This is a genomic window from Flavobacterium aquiphilum (assembly GCF_027111335.1).
Lineage (GTDB): Bacteria > Bacteroidota > Bacteroidia > Flavobacteriales > Flavobacteriaceae > Flavobacterium > Flavobacterium aquiphilum.
In genome coordinates this window covers 1,438,502-1,462,211 of the sequence record NZ_CP114288.1, presented here as the reverse complement: position 1 = coordinate 1,462,211, position 23,710 = coordinate 1,438,502, and the positions used below count along the sequence as shown (strand labels likewise).

16 protein-coding genes, 4 tRNA genes and 3 rRNA genes are annotated in these 23,710 nt (G+C 36.4%); 12 read left to right on the top strand and 11 right to left on the bottom strand.

The window, feature by feature from the left end; translation table 11 throughout:
• Positions 1–133 precede the first annotated feature (133 nt).
• The 3 genes from OZP12_RS06100 (at position 134) to OZP12_RS06090 (ending at position 3,558) form a co-directional block, all read left to right on the top strand.
• Positions 134–1,324, top strand: coding sequence for a pYEATS domain-containing protein (locus tag OZP12_RS06100; RefSeq protein WP_281228157.1), 1,191 nt, complete (start codon positions 134–136; stop codon positions 1,322–1,324).
• Positions 1,325–1,500: 176 nt separating this feature from the next.
• Positions 1,501–2,316 (top strand): hypothetical protein, encoded by an 816-nt coding sequence (locus tag OZP12_RS06095; RefSeq protein WP_281228156.1) that lies wholly within the window; start codon positions 1,501–1,503, stop codon positions 2,314–2,316.
• Positions 2,317–2,619: 303 nt separating this feature from the next.
• The gene (locus OZP12_RS06090) at positions 2,620–3,558 is read left to right on the top strand and encodes an MASE1 domain-containing protein (RefSeq protein WP_281228155.1); all 939 of its coding nucleotides are present in this window, start codon (positions 2,620–2,622) and stop codon (positions 3,556–3,558) included.
• Positions 3,559–4,077: 519 nt separating this feature from the next.
• Here the strand turns inward: OZP12_RS06090 and OZP12_RS06085 are convergent.
• From OZP12_RS06085 to OZP12_RS06055, 7 genes are all read right to left on the bottom strand, one after another.
• Positions 4,078–4,482 (bottom strand): T9SS type A sorting domain-containing protein, encoded by a 405-nt coding sequence (locus tag OZP12_RS06085; protein WP_281228154.1) that lies wholly within the window; start codon positions 4,480–4,482, stop codon positions 4,078–4,080.
• A 370-nt stretch (positions 4,483–4,852) separates the two neighbouring features.
• Positions 4,853–4,962 (bottom strand): 5S ribosomal RNA (gene rrf / locus OZP12_RS06080).
• Between the two features lie 166 nt (positions 4,963–5,128).
• Positions 5,129–8,011 (bottom strand): 23S ribosomal RNA (locus OZP12_RS06075).
• Positions 8,012–8,231: 220 nt separating this feature from the next.
• Positions 8,232–8,305 (bottom strand) — tRNA-Ala (locus OZP12_RS06070).
• A gap of 147 nt (positions 8,306–8,452) precedes the next feature.
• Positions 8,453–8,526 (bottom strand) — tRNA-Ile (locus OZP12_RS06065).
• Between the two features lie 125 nt (positions 8,527–8,651).
• Positions 8,652–10,165: ribosomal RNA gene (locus OZP12_RS06060) — 16S ribosomal RNA — on the bottom strand.
• Together the 16S, 23S and 5S rRNA genes with 2 tRNA genes alongside form the textbook arrangement of a ribosomal RNA operon.
• A 780-nt stretch (positions 10,166–10,945) precedes the next feature.
• Complete coding sequence (locus OZP12_RS06055) at positions 10,946–11,830, bottom strand: IS982 family transposase (protein WP_432419518.1); 885 nt, start codon at positions 11,828–11,830, stop codon at positions 10,946–10,948.
• A gap of 410 nt (positions 11,831–12,240) precedes the next feature.
• On the opposite strand from OZP12_RS06055, the gene OZP12_RS06050 reads away from it, so the two are divergent.
• The 9 genes from OZP12_RS06050 to OZP12_RS06010 all read left to right on the top strand — a co-directional run bounded on the left by OZP12_RS06050 (position 12,241) and on the right by OZP12_RS06010 (position 21,509).
• Positions 12,241–12,654, top strand: coding sequence for a DUF2721 domain-containing protein (locus tag OZP12_RS06050; RefSeq protein WP_281228153.1), 414 nt, complete (start codon positions 12,241–12,243; stop codon positions 12,652–12,654).
• A gap of 130 nt (positions 12,655–12,784) precedes the next feature.
• The gene (locus OZP12_RS06045) at positions 12,785–14,167 is read left to right on the top strand and encodes a DUF1800 domain-containing protein (RefSeq protein WP_281228152.1); all 1,383 of its coding nucleotides are present in this window, start codon (positions 12,785–12,787) and stop codon (positions 14,165–14,167) included.
• An 11-nt stretch (positions 14,168–14,178) separates the two neighbouring features.
• Positions 14,179–15,348, top strand: a complete 1,170-nt coding sequence (locus OZP12_RS06040) for a DUF1501 domain-containing protein (protein WP_281228151.1) — start codon at positions 14,179–14,181, stop codon at positions 15,346–15,348.
• Between the two features lie 72 nt (positions 15,349–15,420).
• Positions 15,421–16,314 carry a DMT family transporter gene (locus tag OZP12_RS06035; protein ID WP_281228150.1) on the top strand — a complete coding sequence of 298 codons (894 nt, stop codon included), beginning with the start codon at positions 15,421–15,423 and terminating at the stop codon, positions 16,312–16,314.
• A 167-nt stretch (positions 16,315–16,481) separates the two neighbouring features.
• Entirely contained in the window at positions 16,482–17,189 is a 708-nt protein-coding gene (aqpZ, locus tag OZP12_RS06030) for an aquaporin Z (RefSeq protein WP_281228149.1), read from the top strand.
• Between the two features lie 71 nt (positions 17,190–17,260).
• On the top strand, positions 17,261–17,863 hold the full coding sequence (locus OZP12_RS06025) for an alpha-ketoglutarate-dependent dioxygenase AlkB family protein (protein ID WP_281228148.1): 603 nt from the start codon (positions 17,261–17,263) through the stop codon (positions 17,861–17,863).
• 222 nt (positions 17,864–18,085) lie between these two features.
• The gene (locus tag OZP12_RS06020; protein ID WP_281228147.1) at positions 18,086–18,364 is read left to right on the top strand and encodes a DUF2805 domain-containing protein; all 279 of its coding nucleotides are present in this window, start codon (positions 18,086–18,088) and stop codon (positions 18,362–18,364) included.
• A 282-nt stretch (positions 18,365–18,646) separates the two neighbouring features.
• Entirely contained in the window at positions 18,647–20,509 is a 1,863-nt protein-coding gene (locus OZP12_RS06015; protein ID WP_281228146.1) for a M61 family metallopeptidase, read from the top strand.
• Positions 20,510–20,789: 280 nt separating this feature from the next.
• The gene (locus OZP12_RS06010; RefSeq protein ID WP_281228145.1) at positions 20,790–21,509 is read left to right on the top strand and encodes a DUF4369 domain-containing protein; all 720 of its coding nucleotides are present in this window, start codon (positions 20,790–20,792) and stop codon (positions 21,507–21,509) included.
• A gap of 339 nt (positions 21,510–21,848) precedes the next feature.
• On the opposite strand, the gene OZP12_RS06005 is transcribed toward OZP12_RS06010, so the two are convergent.
• The 4 genes from OZP12_RS06005 to OZP12_RS05990 form a co-directional block, all read right to left on the bottom strand.
• Positions 21,849–21,922: transfer RNA gene (locus tag OZP12_RS06005), tRNA-Thr, on the bottom strand.
• A 67-nt stretch (positions 21,923–21,989) separates the two neighbouring features.
• Positions 21,990–22,063: transfer RNA gene (locus OZP12_RS06000), tRNA-Thr, on the bottom strand.
• A 75-nt stretch (positions 22,064–22,138) separates the two neighbouring features.
• Positions 22,139–22,405, bottom strand: a complete 267-nt coding sequence (locus tag OZP12_RS05995; RefSeq protein WP_281228144.1) for a hypothetical protein — start codon at positions 22,403–22,405, stop codon at positions 22,139–22,141.
• A gap of 197 nt (positions 22,406–22,602) precedes the next feature.
• Positions 22,603–23,571 carry a type I phosphomannose isomerase catalytic subunit gene (locus OZP12_RS05990; protein WP_281228143.1) on the bottom strand — a complete coding sequence of 323 codons (969 nt, stop codon included), beginning with the start codon at positions 23,569–23,571 and terminating at the stop codon, positions 22,603–22,605.
• Positions 23,572–23,710: the final 139 nt, after the last annotated feature.

Genomic DNA, 23,710 nt, shown 5'->3' with positions numbered 1-23,710 from the left:
TATTTAATTTTAAGAATTGAAATTAAAATACCTTCCTGCTTCAGGAAAACGAGTTCCTTCCTTTATTCAAAAAATTAAGTTTCGCAAACCAATAGAACTGATTTGATTTTGAACCTAATTAAAACCTACGATTATGGCAAATAAAGAAAACAAAAGTCTAAATGAAACGGAATTAGAGAACGAAAAAAATACAGTAAAAGAAGCTGAAACTTCAGTTTTACTCGCTTTATACATGGGACTCTTTCTAGGTATGATTCCTGTTATTGGTTTCCCCATCATTATTCCTGAAATGGGCGGAAAAATTCTTTTTATAGGGGTAACTTTAGGAATTGCTACTTTTATAAGTTCTTTTTTCGTAGGCTCTTTATTTGGTATGCCCAAAAGAAACAATCAAAAAGGAACTAATAATTCGTTCAATAATAGTTTGGTCGAAATCTCGGATTGGCTAAGCAAAATTATTGTAGGTCTCGTATTAATCAATCTAAAAGAAATTCCCTTTTATATCTTCGCTCTTGTTGAATACATAAGGGTTGCTTCAAATTATGACAGCCAATTATTGAATGTATATACAATTGGGATTATTATTTATTTTGGCTTTTTGGGATTGTTCATTGGTTACAATTATATGCGATTGGTACTTTCCAATAAATACAAATATGCAGATGACAATTTGGTTCGAAGAGAACTGGAACTGTTAAAAGAAAAAATTCTTGAAATTAGGGAAGAGAACCATCTAAAAGACAACAAGATTATTCATTTTCAAAGTTTGGTTCAAGAAAAAGAGCAATTGACCAAAACTCTAATTGACAAGTTAAACGAACCTTTGATGTCGAATGCCAACGTTCAAACAGTCATAAAAAAATTAATCACCGCTGATGAAGCTAAAAAAGACAACCAAAATCAAGTTTTACATTTGGATAAAATGATAGATGAAGCCAAATTAAAACTACATAAAGGACTTATAACCCATAATGATGACCCACAAAAAGGACAATGGAAATCCAATGCTATAAATAATGAACGTGAATTAAAAGCAACCGTTATTGAAGAAGCCAAAGGATTTTACAAAGTAAAACTACAGGTAGTCTCAATAAATCCGAAAGACAATCCATTAAAAAACGGTGATTTGATATTATTTGCTCTACATAATACTTTTGGAGATTCACCATTCAAACTTGTAAAAATCGACAAACAATCGGCAGAACTGAACTTCTACTGCTATGGTTCTTTTACTATAGGAGCTTTTGCTGATAATGGCTCAACCGAATTAGAACTCGATCTCGCTGAATTGCCAAATGTCTCCAGTCATTTCAAAACTCATTAAACTACTTAAAATAACATCTATCAAAATTTGAAAAAAAATAAAATGTTTGATTTGTAATTAAAATCACTCAAAAATTATCATTCCTACTGTTTTTTAACAATTACAACGGCAATTACTTCAAATAAAATAATAAATTTGCCCACCCATAGTAAATTAACTTAACCAAAACAAATTTTATGAAGAACCGTTTACTTTCATTAGCTGTATTTTCCTTGTGCTGTTTTCAATTTACTTCTTGTACCAAAGAAGAATCTTTGGCAGCCACTGACAGCACTCCAGTAGTAGCTTCTGCATCGATTGATTTAGCAAATGAGTTGGATATACAAGCCGGATTGCAGGTTTCCTACGAAAAATTAACTGCTAAATTAACTGGAAAAACATTAACCGCTTCATGTGCACTAGTAACAATGGATCCGGTAACAACCACTTTTCCTAAAACATTCTACGTTGATTTTGGAACTGCTGGATGTACAGTAAACAACATTACTAGAAAAGGAAAATTGAAAATTACTTTTTCGGGAAATATCACTGAAACAGGAAGTACCATGACTGTAGAAAGAGTTAACTACTATATAAATAGTAATAAAGTAGAAGGTAAAATCACATACAAAAATTCTACAGTAACTGCTGCTACACCAGAATGGACCAGAACTGTTGCTGATGGAATATTTACAGATGCCAAAGGAAATGTATACCAAAACTCAGGTTCATATACTGTAAGACTAACAGCAGGAGCTTCAACACCTACGTTCGATGACAATTCATACGAAATGACTCAAGGAACTACAACAATTACTAACCAAAATGGAGGCAAAATGACTTTAACCGTTACGCAGTCATTAATTAAAAATGCCTCTTGCGATTTTATTTCCAAAGGAAAAATAAAAGTAGAAAGTACCATCTTGAATGGAACAATTGATTACGGAGCAGGTGATTGCGATAACAAAGCGACTTATACTCAAAACGGAATTGAATTTCCAATTACGATGTAAATCTAATTTACATTTAAATATTTCAAGAAGAGACTGTTTTCACAGTCTCTTCTTTTTTTCTCTAAAACTGAATACAAAATATTTTTTTGATAAAAAATATATGACAAAAAACATTTTTTTAAACCTCCAAAAAAATACAATTAAAAATTAAATACTAAATTTGTTTCATATGTGTAAAATGATCCTTAATAGACACCACATATAATGTCGCTGTTTATTTTTGTATGTTTTTCCAAACATATCCTAATAGCGATTTTATAAGTTATCTGAAATTCAAAAGAATAAAAACAAAATCTATTCATTATGTATAAGTTAGATGCCAGCGATTATTACACCCCTTTTTATTTAAAATCTGATTTATTTAAAATTATTTTAGTTGCATTTGTTTTCAATGTACTTGCTTTTTTGAGCTTTAGGATAACTGTCTCACCGGACAATCTATCTCCAATTTTCCCCGATGTAGGATTTGCTCTTGCAGCCTTATTAATTATTGGGCGTAAAGCAATAATTGGAGTTTGGATAGGATCATTTGTTGCAAATATGTTTTCCTTTTGGGATGTTTGCAAAATGCTGGACAAATCATTACTTGAAACCATACTCTCTTCTGCATCTGTAGCTACTGGAGTAGCGATCGGAGTAATTATTTGTTCTTATCTGATTAATTTAGTCAACAAAGGCCAATATCCATTAAAAACAGGGACTTCTGTCATGTCCTTTTTAGCAATTAGCACTTTATATTGTGGTATCACTGCTTCATTATGTGTTTCAGCTATTTCATTTTGGGGATTAAGTACTCCAAATCACTTTATTTCTAATTGGATAACTCTATGGAAAGGTGATTTAATAGGCACTATACTTATAACTCCATTTCTAATATCATGGTTTTATCGCCATCACATAAAAATCATTTCCACATCACTTTTAGAAGCTATTTCATTAGGAATAGCAACTATATTTGTCTGTATTCTTATAGCTTATGACCACCCAAATGACCAATATCTATTCATACTAATATTACTGTGGGCAACTTTTCGCTTTAGAATTAGAGGTGTATCTATTTTAGCCTCAATGTTTGCCCTTTTGTCCTCCATTTACGGATACCTCGGTTACGGTTCATTTGTAGTAGTCGATTCCGAAGATTCATTGATCAACATTAATCCATTTTTCGGAGCTACAACGGTCATTGCTTTAATATTATCAGGGTTCTACTCTGATTACTTACATAGAAAACTGGAGGTATAAAAACATAAGAATAGCTTGATTATATGGCCTATAACTCTTTTAGTAGCGGAATCATGAGGCCTTTTTGGGGGCATTGTTCCCGCTGTTCACTGCAATCCCTATCAAGAAAAACTACGGCAAAAAAGCCTTGTTTTTCTAAATTGGGAGATTTTCGCTTTCATCCTACCGTCTGGACACATCTTTCTATAGGCCACAGATGACGCGGATTGAACGGATTTACACAGATAAATTTGTTGTTTTTAAAAAAATGTATTGAAAAAAACATAAGTTTTACAAATAATATTTTTAGTATGCAACCAAAAAATCAGCGATAATCTGTCTAATCCGCGTTATCTGCGTGCCATTTTTAATATAAAATATTTGTGTCCAGACGGTAGGAAGAAATCGGGGCTAAAAGTATACATTTTTTCCCTTTTGCCATCATTCTAAAAAAAAATTGGTTCTGGATTATAAACAAAAAACAGCTCTTTTTTTAGAGCTGTTTTTTTGTTTCGAAGTAATGCACCAAAAACTATCCAATTAATTAACCGTAACCACATTTTTGTTTTCCATTTTCAAGTCCCCTTTGTAAACCTCGGCTATAGACTTTCTCGATAGTGTAGAAGCTTCTTTGGCAACCACAATTTCGTGGGTTACTTTCTTTTGGCTCGTTTCTACTTCCAGGAAGTAAGTCCCTTCAGGAAATTCCTCAAGGCTGTAGGTTTTCATAATTCCATCTGTACCGGTAACTTTTTCAGAATAGATCAAAGTATGTTCTTTATCATAAATAGCCACATTGGCCTTTTGGATCCCATTTACCGAAAAACAAATTTCCTTACCGGTTGCTTTTTTCACATTTAGCAAAAAATCACCTCCTATTGCGTGAGCGCCCATCGTGGTCATCGCCACCAATACTATCAGACTAATTTTTAAAATCGTTTTCATGATACTCTTGTTTTAGATTAGTAATTATTTCTATTGCTAAAGTAAAACGATTATACATCCGAGAGCACAACTCCATTTTCTAATACAGATGCTATTTTAACCCTGCGAAAACGTTGTAACCACTGTAAAGATAATATAGAATAGAATCGAGATAATTGAGAATAGTTTCAAAAATCTGGTTTTCTAAAATTTTGAAAATTCTCAAAGCAATTTAAAACAAAAAACCCCTCATCATTTGATGAAGGGTTTTTAAAGAATCTGAAACAAGTTCAGATTAAAGAAAGGCAGCGGATCGATCTCGTCCCAAGACGAGGGACACGCTGCACCTATAAAAAAAATAACCCCGACTTTTCAGTCGGGGTTAACTAAAGAAAGGCAGCGACATACTCTCCCACAAAATTGCAGTACCATCTGCGCAGGCGGGCTTAACTTCTCTGTTCGGGATGGGAAGAGGTGAGCCCCGCCGCAATAACCACCTTAAGGTTGTTAGTGATTAGTGAATGGTAATTAGTGATTAGCTAATCATTAGTTACTTTTTACTAGTCACTGCTCGCGTCGAGCTAATATTTTAACATACTGAGATAAAGAACATAAAAAGTTTTAGAAAGTTTCTTCTCCTCCCGTTTTGAACGGGAGGAGAGGAGTCGTACATAAGCTTACGGGTTATTAGTACTACTCGGCTATGACATTACTGCCTTTACACCTATAGCCTATCAACGTGGTCATCTTCCACGACCCTTAAAAGAAATCTCATCTTGTGGTGGGTTTCGCGCTTATATGCTTTCAGCGCTTATCCCTTCCAAACGTAGCTACTCTGCGGTGCCCCTGGCGGGACAACAGATACACTAGAGGTTTGTCCAATTCGGTCCTCTCGTACTAGAATCAGATCCACTCAAATTTCTAACGCCCACAGTAGATAGAGACCGAACTGTCTCACGACGTTCTGAACCCAGCTCGCGTGCCACTTTAATGGGCGAACAGCCCAACCCTTGGGACCTTCTCCAGCCCCAGGATGTGACGAGCCGACATCGAGGTGCCAAACCCCCCCGTCGATATGAGCTCTTGGGGGAGATCAGCCTGTTATCCCCGGCGTACCTTTTATCCTTTGAGCGATGGCCCTTCCATGCGGAACCACCGGATCACTATGCTCTACTTTCGTACCTGATCGACCTGTATGTCTCTCAGTCAAGCTCCCTTATGCCATTGCACTCTTCGCACGGTTACCAAGCGTACTGAGGGAACCTTTAGAAGCCTCCGTTACTCTTTTGGAGGCGACCACCCCAGTCAAACTACCCACCAAGCAATGTCCCCCGGTTTACGGGGTTAGGCCTCAGATAAACAAAGGGTTGTATTTCAACAATGACTCCACAACGCCTGGCGACGCCACTTCACAGTCTCCAACCTATCCTACACATCATTTATCCAAGGTCAATACTAAGCTATAGTAAAGGTGCACAGGGTCTTTTCGTCCCACTGCGGGTAAACGGCATCTTCACCGTTACTACAATTTCACCGAGCTCATGGCTGAGACAGTGTCCAGATCGTTACACCATTCGTGCAGGTCGGAACTTACCCGACAAGGAATTTCGCTACCTTAGGACCGTTATAGTTACGGCCGCCGTTTACTGGGGCTTCAATTCAATGCTTCTCCGAAGATAACATCTCCTCTTAACCTTCCAGCACCGGGCAGGTGTCAGGCCCTATACTTCATCTTACGATTTTGCAGAGCCCTGTGTTTTTGATAAACAGTCGCCTGGACCTCTTCACTGCGGCCCCGATTGCTCGGGGCGACCCTTCTCCCGAAGTTACGGGTCTATTTTGCCTAATTCCTTAGCCATGAATCTCTCGAGCACCTTAGGATTCTCTCCTCAACTACCTGTGTCGGTTTACGGTACTGGTACTAATTACCTGAAGTTTAGAGGTTTTTCTTGGAAGCCCTTAGGTACACTATCTCTTTGTCCGAAGACGCCGAGTACTATCGCATTTCACCAAGTTTTACGGATTTGCCTATAAAACCTATAGCTAGGTGCTTTAACGAACTATTCCGTCAGTTCGCGGTACTTTCATCACTCCGTCACCCCATCACAGTAATTAGTAGTACGGGAATATTAACCCGTTGGCCATCGACTGCCCCTTTCGGGTTTGCCTTAGGTCCAGACTAACCCACAGCTGATTAGCATAGCTGTGGAAACCTTAGTTTTTCGGTGTGCGGGTTTCTCGCCCGCATTATCGTTACTTATGCCTACATTTTCTTTTCCAGCCAGTCCAGCATACCTTACGATACACCTTCAACCCTGCTGGAATGCTCCCCTACCACTTACAGTAAACTGTAAATCCATAGCTTCGGTAATATGTTTATGCCCGATTATTATCCATGCTCGTCCGCTCGACTAGTGAGCTGTTACGCACTCTTTAAATGAATGGCTGCTTCCAAGCCAACATCCTAGCTGTCTGGGCAGACAAACCGCGTTCTTTCAACTTAACATATATTTGGGGACCTTAGCTGATGGTCTGGGTTCTTTCCCTCTCGGACTTGGACCTTAGCACCCAAGCCCTCACTGCAAGGAAACATTATATAGCATTCGGAGTTTGTCAGGAATTGGTAGGCGGTGAAGCCCCCGCATCCAATCAGTAGCTCTACCTCTATATAACTTATGCCTTGCGCTGCACCTAAATGCATTTCGGGGAGTACGAGCTATTTCCGAGTTTGATTGGCCTTTCACCCCTACCCACAGGTCATCCGAAGACTTTTCAACGTCAACCGGTTCGGACCTCCACACTGTGTTACCAGCGCTTCATCCTGCCCATGGGTAGATCACACGGTTTCGCGTCTAACACTACTGACTAAAGCGCCCTATTCAGACTCGCTTTCGCTACGGATCCACTACTTAATAGCTTATCCTCGCCAGCAACGTTAACTCGTAGGCTCATTATGCAAAAGGCACGCCGTCACCCCACTTAAGGGCTCCGACCGCTTGTAAGCGTATGGTTTCAGGATCTATTTCACTCCGTTATTCACGGTTCTTTTCACCTTTCCCTCACGGTACTGGTTCACTATCGGTCTCTCAGGAGTATTTAGCCTTAGCGGATGGTCCCGCCAAATTCAGACAGGGTTTCACGTGCCCCGCCCTACTCAGGATAACACTATCTATTACACTCGTTACCCATACGGGGCTATCACCCTCTATGGCGTCACTTTCCAGTAACTTCCGGTTCCTTGTGCATAAAATATCGTGGTCCTACAACCCCAACATTGCCGTAACAACATTGGTTTGGGCTAATCCGCGTTCGCTCGCCACTACTTACGGAATCACTTTTGTTTTCTTCTCCTCCGCCTACTTAGATGTTTCAGTTCAGCGGGTTTGCCCACCTATCGGTGTACTATGTCTTCAACATAGTGGGTTGCCCCATTCGGATATCTACGGATCAATCGGTGTGTGCCCGTCCCCGTAGCTTTTCGCAGCTTATCACGTCCTTCTTCGCCTCTGAGAGCCTAGGCATCCCCCATACGCCCTTATTTTGCTTATTGTACTTTTTTTTTAGTGATTAGCTATTAGTAATTAGTGATTAGCCGAAGCTAATTACTAGTCACTTTTCACTACTTACTAAAAAGTGTTCTTTCTACTTTTTAAATATTTTTTTATCTCAATATGTCAATGAACTTTTTCTTTTTAGAATAAAGAACACAGAGAATAGATATTAGACATTGTCTATATTCTTTTTTCTATATTCTATCTTCTTAAAGATAGTGGAGAATAACGGAGTCGAACCGTTGACCTCCTGCGTGCAAGGCAGGCGCTCTAGCCAGCTGAGCTAATCCCCCAATCTAATTATGAATTGTGAATTATGAATTATGAATGACTATTCATAAGAACTCAACTCTAGAATTTCCTTTTAAATTAAGCTGTTCAGTTTTTTTTTAATCTTAAATCTTAAATCTAATTTCTTAAATCTAAAATCTTTAAAAAAGTAGTCCCGGGCAGACTCGAACTGCCGACCCCTACATTATCAGTGTAGTACTCTAACCAGCTGAGCTACGAGACTCTGTTTTTACTTAATTCTTTATTCTTTTAAATTAACAGCAAGAGTAATAAAATTTTAATCCTTGAAACCAAAAGTCTCTTCGTCTTCTTTCTTTGGCGTGCACTTGGCTAACACCAAAGCTCTAGAAAGGAGGTGTTCCAGCCGCACCTTCCGGTACGGCTACCTTGTTACGACTTAGCCCTAGTTACCAGTTTTACCCTAGGCAGCTCCTTGCGGTCACCGACTTCAGGCACCCCCAGCTTCCATGGCTTGACGGGCGGTGTGTACAAGGCCCGGGAACGTATTCACCGGATCATGGCTGATATCCGATTACTAGCGATTCCAGCTTCACGGAGTCGAGTTGCAGACTCCGATCCGAACTGTGACCGGTTTTATAGATTCGCTCCTGGTCGCCCAGTGGCTGCTCTCTGTACCGGCCATTGTAGCACGTGTGTAGCCCAAGGCGTAAGGGCCGTGATGATTTGACGTCATCCCCACCTTCCTCACAGTTTGCACTGGCAGTCTCGTTAGAGTTCCCGACATGACTCGCTGGCAACTAACAACAGGGGTTGCGCTCGTTATAGGACTTAACCTGACACCTCACGGCACGAGCTGACGACAACCATGCAGCACCTTGTAAATTGTCTTGCGAAAGATCTGTTTCCAAACCGGTCAATCTACATTTAAGCCTTGGTAAGGTTCCTCGCGTATCATCGAATTAAACCACATGCTCCACCGCTTGTGCGGGCCCCCGTCAATTCCTTTGAGTTTCAGGCTTGCGCCCGTACTCCCCAGGTGGGATACTTATCACTTTCGCTTAGCCACTGAAATTGCTCCCAACAGCTAGTATCCATCGTTTACGGCGTGGACTACCAGGGTATCTAATCCTGTTCGCTACCCACGCTTTCGTCCATCAGCGTCAATCCATTAGTAGTAACCTGCCTTCGCAATTGGTATTCCATGTAATCTCTAAGCATTTCACCGCTACACTACATATTCTAGTTACTTCCTAATAATTCAAGTCTAGCAGTATCAATGGCCGTTCCACCGTTGAGCGATGGGCTTTCACCACTGACTTACTAAACCGCCTACGGACCCTTTAAACCCAATGATTCCGGATAACGCTTGGATCCTCCGTATTACCGCGGCTGCTGGCACGGAGTTAGCCGATCCTTATTCTTACGATACCGTCAAGACATTACACGTAATGTTGTTTCTTCTCGTACAAAAGCAGTTTACAATCCATAGGACCGTCATCCTGCACGCGGCATGGCTGGTTCAGGCTTGCGCCCATTGACCAATATTCCTCACTGCTGCCTCCCGTAGGAGTCTGGTCCGTGTCTCAGTACCAGTGTGGGGGATCTCCCTCTCAGGACCCCTACCCATCGTTGCCATGGTAAGCCGTTACCTTACCATCTAGCTAATGGGACGCATGCTCATCTTTTACCGTTGGAACTTTAATAGCTGATTCATGCGAAACTGCTATACTATGAGGTATTAATCCAAATTTCTCTGGGCTATCCCTCTGTAAAAGGTAGATTGCATACGCGTTACGCACCCGTGCGCCGGTCTCTAGTTCCGAAAAACTATACCCCTCGACTTGCATGTGTTAAGCCTGCCGCTAGCGTTCATCCTGAGCCAGGATCAAACTCTTCATCGTATATTGTTTAAGTCTTACGACTTGTTTTATATTTCGACTCCGATTCTAGTGGTTTTAATTCAAATCTCTCGATTCTATTACTCTTATTTTATTTGTCTCGTCTTTTGGACGAGACGGCTGTCAATTCAATATGTCTACGAACGTATATTCCTTTTTTTCGCTTTTCGTTTGTCTCTCAAAGCGGGTGCAAAAGTAGTATTTTCTTTTTAACCGGCAAGAACTTTTTGAAGTTTTTTTTGAAAATTTTTATTTTCGTTTTTCCTCTCGTTTTCTTATCAGTCTGTCAAAGATCATTGCATGTTTTGCGGGGTGCAAAAATAAACTACTCTTTTAAATCTCACAAGCTTTTTTTAAATCTTTTTTGAAAATAAATTTCCAATTTGTTTTGTTATACTTGTCAGTCTTTCTAAGAGCGCCATCGCTGTTGCGGGTGCAAAAGTAGATAGTTTATTCGTTTAAACAAGGGGTTTTTGCATTTATTTTATATTTATTTTTTAAAACTCTGATAACCTTAATTTTACAAACACCCTTTTCTTAAAACCTTTCCGCTTTTTGGCGTGACGAGCTCGTTTTACTGCAAACAACACTACCCTTATCTATAATATTGTCCCTTTTTGGATCGCTGAATTATGCCCATTTTTTCTTGATTCCCTTATACTTCTTGACTCTTTTACTCCTTTGCAGGCCAAAATCGCTCCCAAAGGCGCTAAGAACTTCATTGGATTATATTAAAAACCATCCTTCGGGTACTTTTTTCCTTATACTACCCGTTGGGTGAAATTAAATTAGTTGATTTTTAATATTGTTTATAGGTCTGTCAAATATAAATTTATTGATATACTGTATCAAAGTCATCGCTGTAATTTTTGCTAAAATTCTTGTTTTAAAGCCTTCAAAAGATTTAGCATAATTCCTTCGAATTAAAAATTGATCGCATAATTGTGAAAACAAAGTTTCAATTCTTTTTCTAGATTTTCTAAAAATATACGGTTGTGATTTGTAATCTTTTTGATTAATTCTTTTTGGGGTTTCTAATTTAACTTTAACCGTCTGAAATAAATCTAATTGAACACTCTCAGAGAGATATCCTCTGTCTCCAAGAATCACACAATCAGACATTTGTTTTTTAATATTCTTTAAAAAATTTACATCGTGAACTTCTGCTTTTGTAATGTCTAAAGAATGAAACACACCAGTTACTGAGCAAACCCCATGAAGCTTATATCCATAAAACCAACTGTTTTGCGAAGCACAAAAACCTTTGGAAGGAGCTGTTTCAAATTCATCTTTGCATATTTTAATTCTTTTGTGACGAGAAAATTTGCAGATTTCCAACGGCATACTGTCAACAATAAAATAGTCCTCAAACTCAAGAAATCGACTAGCTAGTTTAGTCCTGATCTCTTCAGAAAATAAAAACAGTTTCCTTCTTCTTTTATTGAATTGACTACGTTCAATTAGATTAGGAATCATAATCGGACTAATTTGTTTGAAAAGTGAATTCTCACTGTCAATAGACATAAATTCAGCAGTCAAACTAAGTGCTATTACCTCTAAATCAGACATCTTACCACTTCTTCCAACTCTTGGTTTAAATACCAAATCATAATTCAAAGAACATATAACTTCTAAAACCTTAAAATAATTTTTAACTATATTTGACATGAATATTGGTTGTTTAGCGACTTCAAGATACTGCTTTGCAGTGTCTTGACCAATATCTAATCAATTTTATTTACTCCAACTAATTTCACCCAACGGGTTTATACTATATATATGTATTGATTTCTTTCCGCTGAAATATCACTACCCTAGCCCTGATAGTAGTGGAAAGCCCACAGTGAATATGGCTTACATTTTATGTAGAGGCAAAGCGACCAACGGAAGCTATTGCAAATACATAAAAATGTTGCCAAAGGAACGAGGACTTGCAACGAATAGCAGGAAAGAGCTCCTGAAAATTTGAATTTTGATTACACCTATATTATATACTCACATTTATATTTTACAAACCACTACCGTTTCTTTCATTAATGCGTAAAAAAAACGAACTTTGTACACTAAAATTTACACAAATGACACTTCATGTAGAAACTCCTGCTTTATTGTTTTCGGCTACTTCGTTAATCTTACTGGCTTATACTAATCGGTTTTTGACGGTTGCAACCATTGTACGTGGACTAAAGAAAGTTTACAAAGAGAAAGAAAACAGTATGATTTTACTGGAAATAAAGAACCTAAACCGAAGATTAACACTTATTCGTTTTATGCAAATGGCAGGCGTATTCAGTTTGTTCTTGTCTGTTTTTACAATGCTTTTATTGTTCTTAAACTATCAATTGGTTGGAATTTATTTGTTTGGAGCCAGTTTGCTTGCCTTACTGATTTCATTGGCTTTATGTTTTTGGGAAATCAACATTTCGGTTGATGCATTACGTTTGCATTTGAGCGACCTAACTCATAAGGAACTTGGAAAAGAACAAAAATAACGACTGTTAACAACAAATAGCTTTCTAAAACAAGCGATAATAGTAGGTTTTTCGTTTTTATATTATTGACAATAAGACCTTTTAAACCTTTTGCAACAAAAGAAGTCTTATAGCAATAATTCTTCGAAATATGAAAAACGAAATCTTATGGTCACTCCGTTTAGGATTTAGCGCCGAGCAATCTAAAACTATTGAAAAATTAGGAATCGAGGGGTTTTTGAAACAATCTTTTGAAGCTCCTTACAACACTACAGTCCCAGATTTACTAAATGACAGTCCCAAGACTTTCGAAGATTTCAAAGCAATTCGGAAAATCAAGAAAGAAGACCCGGAAAAATCGAAAGAATTAATAAAGAAAGAATCTCAAACGCTTCATGAACTGAAGGCTTGGTGGATTGAACAAATCATATCTAATGAATTTCCGCTACGGGAAAAAATGACACTTTTTTGGCACAATCATTTTGTTACTTCATCCCAAAAGGTAAAAGTTAATTATTGGCTTTTTCAAAATAATCAGCTCTATCGTGAAGAGGCTTTTGGCAATTTTAAAACACTAACCAAAAAAGTATTGCAAACCAATGCAATGGTGCGATACCTTGATAACACAGACAACAAAAAAGGTAAAAGCAACGAAAATTTAAGTCGCGAACTACTCGAACTTTTCACACTGGGGATCGGAAATTACTCTGAAACTGATATTAAAAATGGCGCAAAAGGCCTTGCCGGATTGGGCATAGGAATCGACGGTGCAAAATATCATCCCTTTTACGAAGACAATGACCCAATTGAATATTTAGGCAAAAAAGGAGTTTTAAAAATGAATGAAATGGTGGATGCTATTTTTGATCATCCCAAAATTCCTTATTTATTGACTAAAAAGATATTTCAATGGTTTATTTATGACCAACCAAAGGAAGAGCTAATACATTACTATGGCAATTATTTCAAAAAAGTAAACTTTGAAATCAAACCCTTGTTGGTAAAAATATTTACCGAAGAATTTGCAAAAAAGGAAACCGCAGGGGCAAAAATCAAAAATCCACTGGAATATTCATTACAATTAGTTGATGAACTCCATATAGAAAACCCTAATATTAATGCCTTAGTATTATTTCTAAGACAACAGGGAATGGACTTGTTTAACCAACCGAATGTAAAAGGTTGGGACGGTGGAAACAGTTGGCTTACTTCCCAAATTTATTTACAGCGAAACAATCTGGCTGATTTGCTATGTAACGGTCGAAATTTTAACCGGCAAAAATCACCCTCAGAAAATAACATTCCCAAAAAACAATCCGTTACAGTATCATTGGAATGGAATCCAAATGAAAACAACAAAGAAATCATAAAAGAATTAACCGACAGAACGCTTTTTTCCGTTGATAAATCTTCGCAGGAAGACTTCGAAAAAATACTAAAATACGATTTCGACCCAAAATCTCCAGGAGCCAACAATGCTGTATTAAGGCTTTTTAATGCAATAGTAAAATCACCCGAGTTCCAAATTATTTAATTTTTGTAACCATGAACAGAAGAAACTTTCTCTCCTTAACAGGAACTTTTACTGCAGGCTCACTTATTTTGCCTGATTTTTTACATGCGTTTGGCACACAAAACAATCTCTTGATTGGAGACCAATGTGTCGTTTTTGTTCAATTGAATGGAGGAAACGATGGACTAAACACTTACATTCCTTTTCAAGACGAGCTGTACTACAAATCCCGACCTACAATAGCGCTTTCGAAAGAAGAAGTTATTGCAGGCAATAATGGCATGGCATTCCATCCTTCGTTAAAAGATTTTGCCACCATGCAGCAAAATGGTGATTTATCTGTTATCCAAAATGTAGGTTATGCAAATCCAGTTCGCTCGCATTTTCGAAGTCAGGAAATTTGGCAAACAGCGCCAACGAATCAAGAATACTTAAACCAGGGCTGGCTGGGCCGTTACCTCGACTTTCAATGTAATGACCATGAACCGACAGCGGGAATCAACATAGACAGTATCGACAATTTGGCACTAAAAGGGGAAGAACCAAACAGCATTACCGTAAAAGACCCAGATCGATTTACCACCAAACAAACTACTGACAATTCGGAGCAATTATCTGGAAACCCACAATTGGATTTTGTTCGAAAAATTGCAAACTCTGTTGTAGAAGGCTCCGACGCTATTCAAGATGCCTTGAAAAAAAGTACCGCATCTGAAGTGAATTACACAAAAAATGGGTTGTCTAAAAATCTGGAATGGATTGCCCGATTGATTAAAGGAAATCTTCATTCGAAGGTATATTACACTTCAATGGGTGGTTTTGATACGCACGACAACCAACTGGCAATTCATCAAAATAGATTAAAAGAGCTCAACGATGCTGTTTTTAGTTTTTATAATGATTTGAAAAAAGCGCAATTATTATCTAATGTAACAATAGTTGTTTTTTCTGAATTTGGAAGAAGAGTTGCTGATAACGGAAGAGGAACCGACCACGGTACTGCAGCTCCAATGTTTATAATTGGAGGAAACAATCAGGGAAAAGTAATTGGAAACAATCCAAATCTAAGCGATTTAGACAAAGGAGACCTAATACACCAAATTGATTTCAGAAGTGTATATGCTTCTTTGTTGGAACAAAAATTAAATTTTAGCGCCAATAAAATCGGAATTAAAAACAGTCCATTAAAAGGATTGTTCTAAATAGTCTTGAGACTTTAAAACTTTTTTGAATTCAAAATGACCTATCTTTGTCCGCTTTTTTAAATTAAAAAAATGACAAAGAATCAAGTCTTAAAGGGAACTTTATTGGTAGCCTTGGGCGCTACAAGTTATGGCATGTTAGCCACATTTGTAAAAATGGCCTACGATGAAGGATATACTACCGCCGAAGTTACTATCTCGCAATTTATATTAGGAATCATCGGAATTCTTATTATTAATGGATTTAAAAAAGCCAAAAGTGAGAGCGAAGTTATCAAAGCCACAAAAAGAAATATATTCCAGCTGATGATAGCAGGAACCTCTATGGGGTTGACCAGTGTTTTTTATTATATATCTGTAAAATATATTCCCGTTTCCATTGCCATCGTATTATTAATGCAAACAGTATGGATTGGTTTGTTATTGGAAATGTTTTTGGAGAAAAAAATCCCCTCTACGCAAAAAATCGTTGCCGCTCTTATAGTTTTAGCAGGAACATTTTTGGCTACCAATATTTTTAAAAACGAAATTCAAATGGATTGGCGAGGTTTTGTCATGGGAATGCTCGCTGCCTGTTCTTTCACAACAACAATGTTTACAGCTAATCGTGTTGCCTTAGGAATTTCATCAGCTCAAAGAAGTTTATACATGCTTTTCGGAGGAATCATAATTGTTCTTGCTTTTGGCATTGCCACACAAAACACACCATTTCAGTTTGGTATATTTCTAAAATGGGGAATCGTATTATCACTTTTTGGAACCATCATTCCTCCAGTACTTATGAATACAGGATTTCCTCTTACTGGAATTGGATTAGGAAGCATTGTCTCGGCACTGGAACTTCCTGTTTCGGTATCAATGGCCTACTTCCTGCTAAGCGAAAAAGTTGAATTATCACAATGGATTGGTATACTCCTTATTATATTAGCCATTATAATGATGAATATCAAATTCAAAAAATACTAACTCCACTGATTATCAATATAAAACACAACAAATATTACAATTACTTGTTAATTTTTTATAAATTCGTAATCCATACAATTCTTACTAAATTTTAAAGACATTGTATTGAAATACTATTTTCATTCATTTTCACCTATTAACGATTCTATTAACTTAATTTTTTTATCATGAAAAAACTTTTTGCAGAATTTTTCGGTACATATTGGTTGGTTTTTGGAGGTTGCGGAAGTGCATTATTTGCTGCAGGCATACCAAACTTAGGAATTGGATTTGTTGGAGTTTCATTAGCTTTTGGATTAACCGTTTTGACTATGGCCTATGCAGTTGGACATATTTCAGGAGGGCATTTTAATCCCGCAGTTTCTTTCGGATTATGGGCTGGCGGCCGATTTCCAGCTAAAGATTTGATTCCGTACATTATAGCACAATGCATTGGTGCTTTTGCTGCTGCAGGAACACTTTTCACAATTGCTTCCGGAAAAGCAGGTTTTATGATAGACAATACAAAAGCCGGGGCTTTTGCATCAAATGGATATGGTGCTTTTTCTCCCGACGGCTATTCGATGCAGGCTGCTTTTATTGCCGAATTGGTACTGACTTTATTCTTCCTTTTAATTATACTTGGTGCCACTGATAAATTTGCCAACGGAAAATTCGCCGGAATAGCTATTGGACTGGGACTTACTCTTATACACTTGATCAGTATTCCTATTACAAATACCTCTGTAAATCCTGCAAGATCATTATCTCAGGCTGTTTTTGTAGGCGGCGAACCATTATCCCAAGTATGGCTGTTTTGGGTAGCCCCAATTTTAGGAGCTATTATTGCAGGTTTTATTTATAAAAATTTATTACAAGATCATTCAGAAGCTTAAACTAATAAACTCAATATATTTAAAGAGAAAAACAAAATACTACATTTTGCTTTTCTCTTTATTTTTGTAAAATGAATTCACTTTTTCACTCAGAGCCAATATATTTTAATCTGCCAGATGCCGAAATCATCTACTTTCCCTCTTTTCTTTCAAAAGAAGAAGCTGATTCTCTTTTCACGGAATTGCTAGAAAAAACGCCTTGGCAACACGATGAAATTACAGTTTATGGCAAAAAACATTTGCAACCGCGATTAACGGCTTTATATGGAAATGAAGGAAAACCTTATTCCTATTCCAATATCACTATGCAGCCTCACTACTGGACATTGACTTTGCAAAAAATAAAATCGATGGCCGAAGCTATTTCCGGAACGAATTTCACCACCGTTTTATTGAATTATTACAGAGACGGCAAAGACAGTAACGGTTGGCACGCCGACAACGAAAAGGAATTAGGTACCAATCCTACAATTGCATCACTAAGTTTGGGAGCCAAACGCAACTTTCAATTGAAACACAATATTGATGTCTCCCAAAAAAAGAATATTATTTTAGAGAATGGCAGTTTACTGTTAATGAAGGGCACTACACAGCATTTTTGGAAACACCAAATTCCAAAAACATCAAAACCAATTGGTCCAAGAATAAATCTAACCTTTCGAACGATTGAATAAAATTAGCATTAAAACTGTTGAAACTATAACACACAAAAAAAACAGTAAATGTGAGTATAAATCAGCTTCTCCTTTTAAAAACACAGCGAATCTGAAAGGAATTAAAATTTGAATATTTTTTTTACTTAAAATAAAAAGTAATAATTTTTTTTATTAATATTGGTATAAGATTAAAATCCGATTTATTAATAATTAAAACAAAATAGAATTAATTTTCACGTGATGAAAAAGAGTAACCGCAAAGAATTAACTTGGGAACAAACAGAAAGACTGATGATATTAGCCCAAGAAGAAAAAAATCCATTTGAAATTATCAAAAAAGAATTTGGATTAGCAGAGAAAGAGGTTCTTGAAATTATGAAAAAGAAGATGCCCGTTGAAAAATTTGAAATGTGGAAAAAGAAAGCTATTGCAAGTAAACCTAAACCAAAACCTCTTAAAATCGACGATTTTGATGACGATTTAGACGGCAAATATTATATAAAAAACAAACTAGACTAACCAACGTTATAAAACTCCCGAATTTCGGGAGTTTTTTTTAGAGCCTGTTTAAGTTTTATATTTTAGAATTGTTACCGCTTATTTTTGAGTGAAAAGGCAAATTTTGCAAAGATAGCTGAGACTATCTTTGCAAAATTTAACGCATTTGTAACCAAAAAGAAACGTAACAAAATAATTAGATAAAATTTAAACAGGTTCTTATAATAACTTCTTTAATGTCTAAATCCATTTGTAACATTTTTTGACATTGAAATACTAATTGACAAAACAAACATTAACAAAATGAAAAAAATAATCTTCGCATTTGCTTTTTCTTCTCTACTGTGGACAAGTAAAGCTAGCACTACACACTCTGTAGAACAAAAAAAAGAAGCAATTGAAGTCAACATCAATCTTACTGATGTAAAAGACGACCAAGTTTTGGTAACCGTAAAAGCTCCAAAAATCAAAACAGATGAAACCATTTATAGCCTTCCAAAAACAGTTCCTGGAACTTATTCGGAAGATGATTACGGAAAATATGTTGCCGATTTCAAAGCTTATGATGCAAAAGGAAACTTATTGACTGTTACCAAATCCGATGACAACACATGGTCTATCAAAAAAGCAAACACTTTAGCAAAAATCACCTATTTAGTAAACGACACCTTCGACACTGAAAAAGGTCGAGGCTTTGGAAAAGACGATGTGTTCTCTCCTGCCGGAACCAATATAGATGCTAATAAAAACTTTATGTTAAACTTACATGGTTTTGTTGGCTATTTTCAAGACAAAAAGGAAAGTCCATATAAAGTTACTGTAACGCATCCTGCAAATCTTTGGGGAGCAACTTCAATGATTGACAAAGATGGTTCTTCAACAACAGATGTTTTTGAAATGCCTCTTTACTCAGAGTTATTGGAAAACCCAATCATGTATTCAAAACCCGACTACACAACTTTTACGGTAGATGGTATGGATATTCAAATTGCTGTTTACTCTCCTACTGGAAAATTCACGGCAGAAAGCATAACGCCAGAGATGAAAACCATGATGACTGCTCAAAAAACATTTTTGGGCAAAATCAATTCAACAAAAAAATACACTGTTATTATTTACCTTTCTTCTATGGCCCCTACTGATGCGAAAGGTTTTGGAGCATTGGAACATCCAACAGCAACAACAGTGGTTATGCCCGAAATGATGCCAAAAGATGAACTGGTTGAACAATTAAAAGATATTGTTTCTCATGAATTTTTCCATATTGTAACACCGTTGACAATACACTCTAAAGAAATTCAATATTTTGATTATAATGCGCCAAAAATGTCTCAGCATTTATGGATGTATGAAGGTGTAACCGAATATTTTGCCAATCTTTTCCAAATCAATCAAGGATTGATAAAAGAAGACGCCTTCTATTCTCGCCTGTCCGAAAAAATAGAAAGCGCCAAAGCCATGAATGACACTATGCCATTTACCACTATGAGTGCCAATGTACTTACAGAACCTTATAAAGACCAATACTTAAATGTATATCAAAAAGGAGCTTTGATTGGAATGTGCGTTGATATTATAATTAGAGAAAAAAGCGAAGGAAAAAGAGGAATTTTGGATTTGATGCATCAACTATCAACAGAGTACGGAGTTTCAAAACCATTTAATGATGCCGATTTATTTGCAAAAATTACATCATTAACTTATCCTGAAGTTGGTGAATTCTTAACCAAATATGTATCTGGCCCAACTCCAATTCCATATTATGACTATTTAGTAAAAGTGGGAGTAACAAAAGTTACCAAAAAAACACCTGAAGGAATATTTCTGAAAGGACAAGTTCCATATATTGGCGTTGACAGATCAAACAAAGAAATCTTTATTGCTCCTGACAAAGAATTGAATATTTTCTATACTACATTAGGCTTAAAAGGAGGAGACAGAATTGTTTCCATCAATGACAAAGCTTATTCGCTGGACAATATTTATGACATGATCAGTGAAAGTCAAAAATGGAAAGAAAACGATCCGATTTCTATAAAAATCAAACGTGACGGAAAAGAGGAAGTAATCAAAGGAGCTGTAAAATTCCCTTATATTGATACTGATGGCCTTGAAGCAACAGATAGCTCAAAAGCAACTTTGAGAGAAGCCTGGCTAAAAGGATAATCTTAACAAACCCATACAAAATCCCATTCGTCTCAGCGAATGGGATTTTTTTTTAAATTCATTTCCATTAAAACCATTATTCAAACTATTTTCTTTATTTTGCGCCAAAAATAAACAAAACTAAAATCGCGATCATTCAATTCGAACAAATTGTGTTTTTATGTTTTCAAAAAACAAATTATTATTTACACATGAAATAAGCATGACTGCAAATTGGTCATAATACCAATGATGATATGCGAATTACATGTGACCTATTAAAAACAATAAACATTAACACATGAAAAATTCAATTATTGCTTTTGCTGCATTAATCCTTTTGGTTGCCTGTAACAAAAATGAATCTAAAACAAACCTGCATATCACAGGAAACGTAAAAGGATTAAAGGAAGGTACTTTGTACATTCAGAGGTATGCTGATTCTTCCCTTGTCGCAATAGACAGTATCAAAATAGATGGAAATTCTGCTTTTGAAAGCAACATTGATTTGAAATCACCCGAAATGCTTTACTTATATCTTGACAGAGGTGTTACCAACTCACTTGACAACAACATTATGTTTTTTGCAGAACCAGGAACAATCAATATCGACACGAACTTAGATTCGTTCATCACAAGTGCAAAAATAACCGGTTCAAAAAATCAGGAATTATATGAAGAATACAAAAAAGTAAACTCCCGTTTTACGGATGAAAATCTAAGTTTGATCGAGAAAAAATTTAAAGCTTTAAAATTCAAAAACACAAAAGCACTAGACAGTTTAAACGCTTTACAAGAAAACAATATTAAACGTAAATACCTTTATGCAACCAATTTTGCAGTAAACCATAAAGATCACGAAGTATCTCCTTATATTGCTTTGGCCGAAATTTATGATATCAACATCAAATACCTTGATACTATCCAAAAATCAATGACACCAAAAGTAGCCAACTCATTTTATGGTAAAAAATTAACTAAATATGTTAATGCAATAAAAGAAAGCGAAAAAAACAATTAAGATTTACTTACCTCATCTAAACCGTCTTTGAAAAGGGCGGTTTTTTTTTGACTTTAACTTAATCGCAAAGCCCACAAAGAATTTAAACAACATTACAAAATAAACTACCTCGGGGCAGATCCCCAGAGGTATTAGCTAAATAGTAACCTAAGATTTATAGATTTTTAAAAATCCTTTTTTAATCTGTGAATCTATGGCAAAAAAAACCGAAGCAGAGCTTTGAGGAATTAAACCTAAAGAGATTAAATCCGCGAAAAATCCGTTCAACACGTGTTATACGTGACCATTTTTTTATTAAAACAAAAAACCACCTAACAAAAGTTAGATGGTTTTCTATTGAGCCGATAGAGGGACTCGAACCCACGACCTGCTGATTACAAATCAGCTGCTCTAGCCAGCTGAGCTACATCGGCATTCAATATGTTTTGTAATGTTCGTCAATTTAAATAAAAAACCACCTAAAGAATAGATAGTTTTTTGAGCCGATAGAGGGACTCGAACCCACGACCTGCTGATTACAAATCAGCTGCTCTAGCCAGCTGAGCTACATCGGCCTCATTACGGGTGCAAATATAAGTCCGAATTTCATTTTTCCAAAATAAATTCGAACTTTTTTGCCCTTTTTTTTACTACAAATCGTTGATTTTAGCAATCAATTGATTAGCAGCTTGTTCCAATTCTACATTTATTTGTTTGAAATGTGCCTTCTTGTTTTCAACGTTTTTAGCGTTCACTTTAGTAATTAAAGCATCAAAAACACCAATAGCTTCGTCAATCAATGCATTTGTTTCATCAGTTGGTTTTCCTCCTGTAGTAATTTCATACAGGTAAACTGCTTCAATAATATCCCCTAAAACGTAATTGATGTCTTTCTTTAAATTCTTAACGTTTGCCATTTTTTATAATATTTAATTTGCGCTTGCAAAAGTACATATAATCTTTGTATTACTTGCTATGAAATCGCCACAAAAACAGTTTGTTGCAAAACAATTGAATAATCATCGAACACCGATGAAAATAAATTATTGTGAGATAAACACCTTTAAACAAAAAGTGATAACATAGATGACCTATAAAAAATATTTTTTTACATCTATGAAATGTAAATTTCTAAAACAGAAGCTTTTCCCTTCAAATTATAGTTTTTCAATCCTGCCGGAACAAGCACTGTATCTCCTTGTATGTATTTATTAGACACACCATTGTATTCTAATTCAAACGAACCTTCAATACACATAAACACCGTAAAAGACAATCCTGAACCCGCAACCTGTTTTTCGCCTTCCAATGGAATAAAATTAGTTGTAAAATAAGGACAATCAACCACTGTATTTGATTGATTTTGCTCTTTGGAATATTCTTTATAGGTATCAACTTTTTTGTAATTTATAGCATCCAATGCCAAGTCAACATGAAGTTCTCTAGTATTTCCCTGAGCATCCTTTCTATCAAAATCGTATAAACGATAAGTAATATCTGAAGTTTGCTGAATTTCAGCAATAACCAATCCCGCCCCAATAGCATGAACCGTTCCAGTCTCCAAGAAGAACACATCTCCCGGTTTCGCTTTTATACCATCAAGAATATTTGTTAGGGTTTTATTATTCAGATTTTCCAAGTATTCCTCACGGCTGGAATCTTCTTTGAACCCAACAATAATTCTGGCATCGGCATCAGCCTGCATAACATACCACATTTCAGTTTTACCAAATGAATTATGACGCGCTTTAGCCAATTCATCATTCGGATGTACCTGAATCGACAAATCTTCACGGGCATCCAAATATTTAAACAACAATGGAAATTGATTCCCAAATCTTTTGTAAACAGCAGTTCCAAGAATTTCATTTGGAAATTCATTGATTAACTCAGTCAAAGCTTTTCCTTTGTAAGCACCGTTTGCCACAACGCTCACATCGCCTTCAACCGTAGACAATTCCCAACTTTCCCCAGTAATTTTGGATGTAATTGGTTTATTCAAAATCGTTTTTAATTTTTCACCACCCCAAATTCTTTCTTTGAGGATTGCATCAAACTGCAATGGGTATAATTCTGCACTCATTTTTTATTTTTGTTTTTTGTTTTTTCAACTAGAGTTTTTTTTATTTTTTTGGAGCAGGGAGATTTGAATTTTACACAAGTATCCTACCGCTATCCGTTGCAATCTTATGTGCCGAACCCCGGCACACAAGGATTTCCAC

Excerpts from the sequence above, each read along its gene's own strand:
- OZP12_RS06100 (WP_281228157.1), top strand. The coding sequence starts at position 134 with ATGGCAAATAAAGAAAACAAAAGTCTAAATGAAACGGAATTAGAGAAC.
- OZP12_RS05990 (WP_281228143.1), bottom strand. The coding sequence starts at position 23,571 with ATGAGTGCAGAATTATACCCATTGCAGTTTGATGCAATCCTCAAAGAA.
- OZP12_RS06085 (WP_281228154.1), bottom strand. The coding sequence starts at position 4,482 with ATGAAAACGATTTTAAAAATTAGTCTGATAGTATTGGTGGCGATGACC.
- OZP12_RS06055 (WP_432419518.1), bottom strand. The coding sequence starts at position 11,830 with ATGTCAAATATAGTTAAAAATTATTTTAAGGTTTTAGAAGTTATATGT.
- OZP12_RS06095 (WP_281228156.1), top strand. The coding sequence starts at position 1,501 with ATGAAGAACCGTTTACTTTCATTAGCTGTATTTTCCTTGTGCTGTTTT.
- OZP12_RS06025 (WP_281228148.1), top strand. The coding sequence starts at position 17,261 with ATGAATTCACTTTTTCACTCAGAGCCAATATATTTTAATCTGCCAGAT.
- OZP12_RS06045 (WP_281228152.1), top strand. The coding sequence starts at position 12,785 with ATGAAAAACGAAATCTTATGGTCACTCCGTTTAGGATTTAGCGCCGAG.
- OZP12_RS06010 (WP_281228145.1), top strand. The coding sequence starts at position 20,790 with ATGAAAAATTCAATTATTGCTTTTGCTGCATTAATCCTTTTGGTTGCC.
- OZP12_RS05995 (WP_281228144.1), bottom strand. The coding sequence starts at position 22,405 with ATGGCAAACGTTAAGAATTTAAAGAAAGACATCAATTACGTTTTAGGG.
- OZP12_RS06040 (WP_281228151.1), top strand. The coding sequence starts at position 14,179 with ATGAACAGAAGAAACTTTCTCTCCTTAACAGGAACTTTTACTGCAGGC.
- OZP12_RS06020 (WP_281228147.1), top strand. The coding sequence starts at position 18,086 with ATGAAAAAGAGTAACCGCAAAGAATTAACTTGGGAACAAACAGAAAGA.
- aqpZ (WP_281228149.1), top strand. The coding sequence starts at position 16,482 with ATGAAAAAACTTTTTGCAGAATTTTTCGGTACATATTGGTTGGTTTTT.
- OZP12_RS06035 (WP_281228150.1), top strand. The coding sequence starts at position 15,421 with ATGACAAAGAATCAAGTCTTAAAGGGAACTTTATTGGTAGCCTTGGGC.
- OZP12_RS06090 (WP_281228155.1), top strand. The coding sequence starts at position 2,620 with ATGTATAAGTTAGATGCCAGCGATTATTACACCCCTTTTTATTTAAAA.
- OZP12_RS06050 (WP_281228153.1), top strand. The coding sequence starts at position 12,241 with ATGACACTTCATGTAGAAACTCCTGCTTTATTGTTTTCGGCTACTTCG.
- OZP12_RS06015 (WP_281228146.1), top strand. The coding sequence starts at position 18,647 with ATGAAAAAAATAATCTTCGCATTTGCTTTTTCTTCTCTACTGTGGACA.